This is a genomic window from Tsukamurella soli (genome assembly GCF_039541155.1).
GTDB lineage: Bacteria > Actinomycetota > Actinomycetes > Mycobacteriales > Mycobacteriaceae > Tsukamurella > Tsukamurella soli.
Genome location: NZ_BAABFR010000195.1, coordinates 1 through 3,578, shown reverse-complemented (window position 1 = coordinate 3,578; position 3,578 = coordinate 1). Strand labels below are relative to the sequence as shown.

Annotated in this window: 4 protein-coding genes and 1 pseudogene; 4 read left to right on the top strand and 1 reads right to left on the bottom strand. The window is 71.8% G+C overall.

The annotated features are described in order from the left end of the window. Positions 1-253: 253 nt before the first annotated feature. The 4 genes and pseudogenes from ABD908_RS26830 to ABD908_RS26815 form a co-directional block, all read left to right on the top strand. Positions 254-853, top strand: a pseudogene (locus tag ABD908_RS26830) (acyl-CoA-like ligand-binding transcription factor); the annotation flags it as partial. Between the two features lie 102 nt (positions 854-955). After that, entirely contained in the window at positions 956-1,423 is a 468-nt protein-coding gene (locus ABD908_RS26825; RefSeq protein ID WP_345001881.1) for a PPOX class F420-dependent oxidoreductase, read from the top strand. After that, the gene (locus ABD908_RS26820; protein WP_345001879.1) at positions 1,372-1,881 is read left to right on the top strand and encodes a helix-turn-helix domain-containing protein; all 510 of its coding nucleotides are present in this window, start codon (positions 1,372-1,374) and stop codon (positions 1,879-1,881) included. The genes ABD908_RS26825 and ABD908_RS26820 overlap by 52 nt, the downstream gene beginning before the upstream one ends. Positions 1,882-1,891: 10 nt before the next feature. Further along, positions 1,892-2,362 carry a VOC family protein gene (locus tag ABD908_RS26815; protein ID WP_345001877.1) on the top strand — a complete coding sequence of 157 codons (471 nt, stop codon included), beginning with the start codon at positions 1,892-1,894 and terminating at the stop codon, positions 2,360-2,362. 1 nt (position 2,363) lies between these two features. Here ABD908_RS26815 and ABD908_RS26810 read toward each other — a convergent pair. Then, positions 2,364-3,578 (bottom strand): FAD-binding oxidoreductase (locus tag ABD908_RS26810; protein WP_345001875.1); only part of this gene is annotated, 1,215 nt, incomplete at its 5' end.

Here is a 3,578-nt window from a genome sequence, read left to right as displayed (position 1 = left end):
TTGTCTTCCTAAGACCGCTTGGCCTCCGACTTGCTCCCAGTCGCGTGGCGGTTCGCAGCCGCACGGAGACGGTACCCGTTCCGGCGGGCCTCGCCGGCGCGGCGGCTCCGGCCGCGGGCGTGCCCCCCAGTCGGCCCGCTGACCGACCCGCTCGCACAGCCGCCCTCCCTCCTGCAGCCCGCAGGTGGGAGGGCGGCTGCGTCCTGTCGATGTGTGCCGGTTATGTCACGCCGTGCCGCAAGGATGGGATGTCATGATCGAGGCCATGGACTCGATGTCTCAGGTCGCCAGGTCGCCCGACACGCTCGACCGGAGCGGCCGCCCGCCGGTCACGAGCCCGCGCGCGCTCGCCGCGGCGGCTCAGCGGCTGTTCCTGGCACGCGGCTTCGAGCAGACCAACGTGGAGGACATCGCCCGCGAGGCGGGGGTGAGCAGGCGGACGTTCTTCCGGTATTTCCGCAGCAAGGCAGATGTCGTCTGGGTGGAGTCGGACGCGGAGTTCGAGGCGTTCGTCGCCAGCCTCGCGGCGGCGCCGCCGGAGGCCGGTGTGCGCGCGGTCCTGGTCGACGCGTGGTCACGGACGCTCGACCACGGGCGCGAACAGGACGAGTGGGCCCGGCATCGCGCCCAACTGATCCTCACGGAACCCGGGGTGCAGGCACAGGCCAACGCGGTCTTCCGGGAGTGGCGTGCGGCGACCGCTCGGTTCGTCGCGCGGCGGATCGGGGAAGCGCCCGACGACCTGCTCCCGCTCGCGTTCGCCCATGCCGGTGTCTCCGCATCGGCGGTGGGACACCAGTATTGGTTCGCGCATCCGGATACGGCGCTGGGGGACTGCCTGCGCGCGGCACTCGAGGCCATGCTGCCGCCCGAACCGGTGTGCGCAGCGCGGCCCGGGGCCGACGGTGGCGTAGAACGGAACAGGCACCCGCGAGCACCAGACCAGAGGAGCGTCATGGCACGCACGATCGCAACCAATAATCGCGTCGAGAGGCAGGGGCTGCTCGAGTTCCTGCGCGGTCGCCGCAACGGGGTCCTCGTCACCACGCGCCGCGGGGGCGGGCCGCAGCTCAGCCCCGTCACCTACGGGGTGGGTCCCGACGGACACATCCTCGTGGCGACGTATCCCGAGCGTGCGAAGGTGCACAATCTGCGCCGGGATCCGCGGTGCTCGATGATGTCGCTCGGCGCGTCGTTCAACGACGCCTGGGTCCAGGTCGACGGCACGGCAGAGGTGATCGACCTTCCAGACTCCGTCGAGCCGCTGGTCGAGTACTTCCGCTCGATCTCCGGTGAGCACCCCGACTGGGACGAGTACCGACAGGCCATGCGCGACCAGGGGAAGTCCCTGCTGCACATCACGATCGACCGATGGGGCCCCGTCGCCACGGGCGGTTTCCCGGCCCGGTTCGCCGACGCCTGACGGTGCTGAGCCCGCGCGAGGACGCGAACCGGCGGCTGCTGCGCGCACGGGACGCCATGGACCGGCGGTACGCCCAGCCGCTGGACGTCCCTGCGTTGGCGGCCGTGGCATACATGTCGGCGGTCCATTTCACGCGCGAGTTCAAGGCGACGTTCGGCGAGACACCGCACCGGTATCTGCAGCGGCGGCGCGTCGAACGGGCGATGACCCGGCTCCGTGACACCGACGACGCGGTGACGGAGATCGCCCTCTCGGTGGGCTTCTCGAGCATCGGGACGTTCGGCCGGACGTTCCGCGACATCGTCGGACGGTCACCGTCGGAGTACCGGGAGGTCACGCGCCCGGTCGCGGTCCCGGGCTGCTTCGTCCGTGCGTGGACTCGCCCTGCGGGCGAACGACCCGGCACCGTCGGCCTACCGAGCAGTTTCGGAGAAGCGGCGGCGCCGCGCGATCTCTAGTGTCGACGGCATGTTCACATCGATCGCCATCACCTCCGTGCCCGTGCTCGACCAGCAGGAGGCCCTCGACTTCTATGTCGGCAGACTGGGGTTCGTCGTCCATGACGACGTCGACATGGGTTTCATGCGTTGGCTCACCATCGCCCTTCCGGCCGAACCGGACCGGCAGCTGCTGCTCGAGGTGCCGGCGCCGCCGAGGCTGTCCGAGGAGACCGCCGCGCAGGTCCGCGAGCTGGTGACGAAGGGGGCCCTCGGGACCGCCGCGATCTTGAACACGGACGACTGCCGCGGCACCTACGCCGATTTGTCCGCGCGAGGCGTCGAGTTCACCCAGGAGCCGACAGAGCAGCCGTACGGCATCGACTGTGCCCTGCGCGACCCGTTCGGCAACCACATCCGGATCACCCAGCCGAAGATCGGCACCGTCGAGGTGACCGCCGACGACATCGCCCGCTGGACCGGGGGTGCCGCGGCGGAGTAGGTCAGAACGCCTTGCCGGGGTTGAAGATCCCGGCCGGATCGAGGGCGTGCTTGATCGCCTCGTGCATCGCCAGTGTCGCCGGACTCAGCTCGGCGCGCAGGCCCGGCCGCTTGAGCAGGCCGATCCCGTGCTCGCCGGACACGGTGCCGCCCGCGTCGAGGGCCGCGGCGATGATCTCGTCGAACGCCGCCTGCGCGCGCCGGCGGGCGGCATCGTCGCCCCGGGGCGTCACCAGGAGCGGGTGCAGATTGCCGTCCCCGGCGTGCGCGATGTTGGCGATCACGGTGTCGTGCCGCCGCCCGATCTCCTCGATGCGCGCGAGCACCGACGGGACCTGGCCGAGGGGGACGCAGACGTCCTCCGTGAGCACCGGGCCGAGGCGCTCGAGCGCCGGGTAGGCGAGCCGCCGCGCGGCGAACAGTGCCTCGGCCTCGACCGGATCGGTCGAGACGGCCGACCAGGTGGCGCCGGCACCGTCGAAGCACGCCCGCACCGTCTCGGCCTCGTCGAGGCCGGCGTCGCCGGGCGCGTCGGTGCGCGCGAGCAGCACGACGTTCGCGTCGACGGCGAGGTCCATGTGCTTCCACGCATCGACCGCCAGCAGGCACTGCCGGTCCACGAGTTCGAGGGCCGCGGGGATCACGCCGGAGGCGCCGACGGCGGCGACGGCCCGACCGGCGTCGATCAGTGAGTCGAAGTACCCGGCGATCGTCCGCGGCGTCGCCTGCAGCGGCCGCAGCCGGACGGTGATCTCGGTGACCAGGCCGAGCGTCCCCTCCGAGCCGACGAACAGTCCCACCAGGTCGTAGCCGGTGACGCCCTTCGCCGTGCGTCGCCCGATGCGCGTGAGCTCGCCGTCTGCGGTCACGACCTGCAGTGCGCGGACGTAGTCGCGGGTGACGCCGTACTTGACGCAGCACAACCCGCCGGCGTTGGTGGCGACGTTGCCACCGATCGTCGACCAGGGCGAGCTGGCCGGATCGGGCGGATACCAGAGGCCGTGCTCGGCGCACGCGGCGCGGAGGTCGTCGTTCACCACGCCGGGCTGCACGACGGCGATGCGCTCCGCCGGGTCGATCTCCAGGACGGCGTTCATCGCGTCCATCGCGACCACGACCGACCCCTCGGTCGCATTCGCGCCGCCCGACAGCCCGGTGCCGGCGCCCCGCGGCACGATCGGCAGGCCCAGCCCGGCACACGCGGCGACGGTGGCGGG

Coding starts and splice junctions, on each gene's coding strand:
- ABD908_RS26825 (WP_345001881.1), top strand. CDS start 956: ATGGCACGCACGATCGCAACCAATAATCGCGTCGAGAGGCAGGGGCTG.
- ABD908_RS26820 (WP_345001879.1), top strand. CDS start 1,372: ATGGGGCCCCGTCGCCACGGGCGGTTTCCCGGCCCGGTTCGCCGACGC.
- ABD908_RS26815 (WP_345001877.1), top strand. CDS start 1,892: ATGTTCACATCGATCGCCATCACCTCCGTGCCCGTGCTCGACCAGCAG.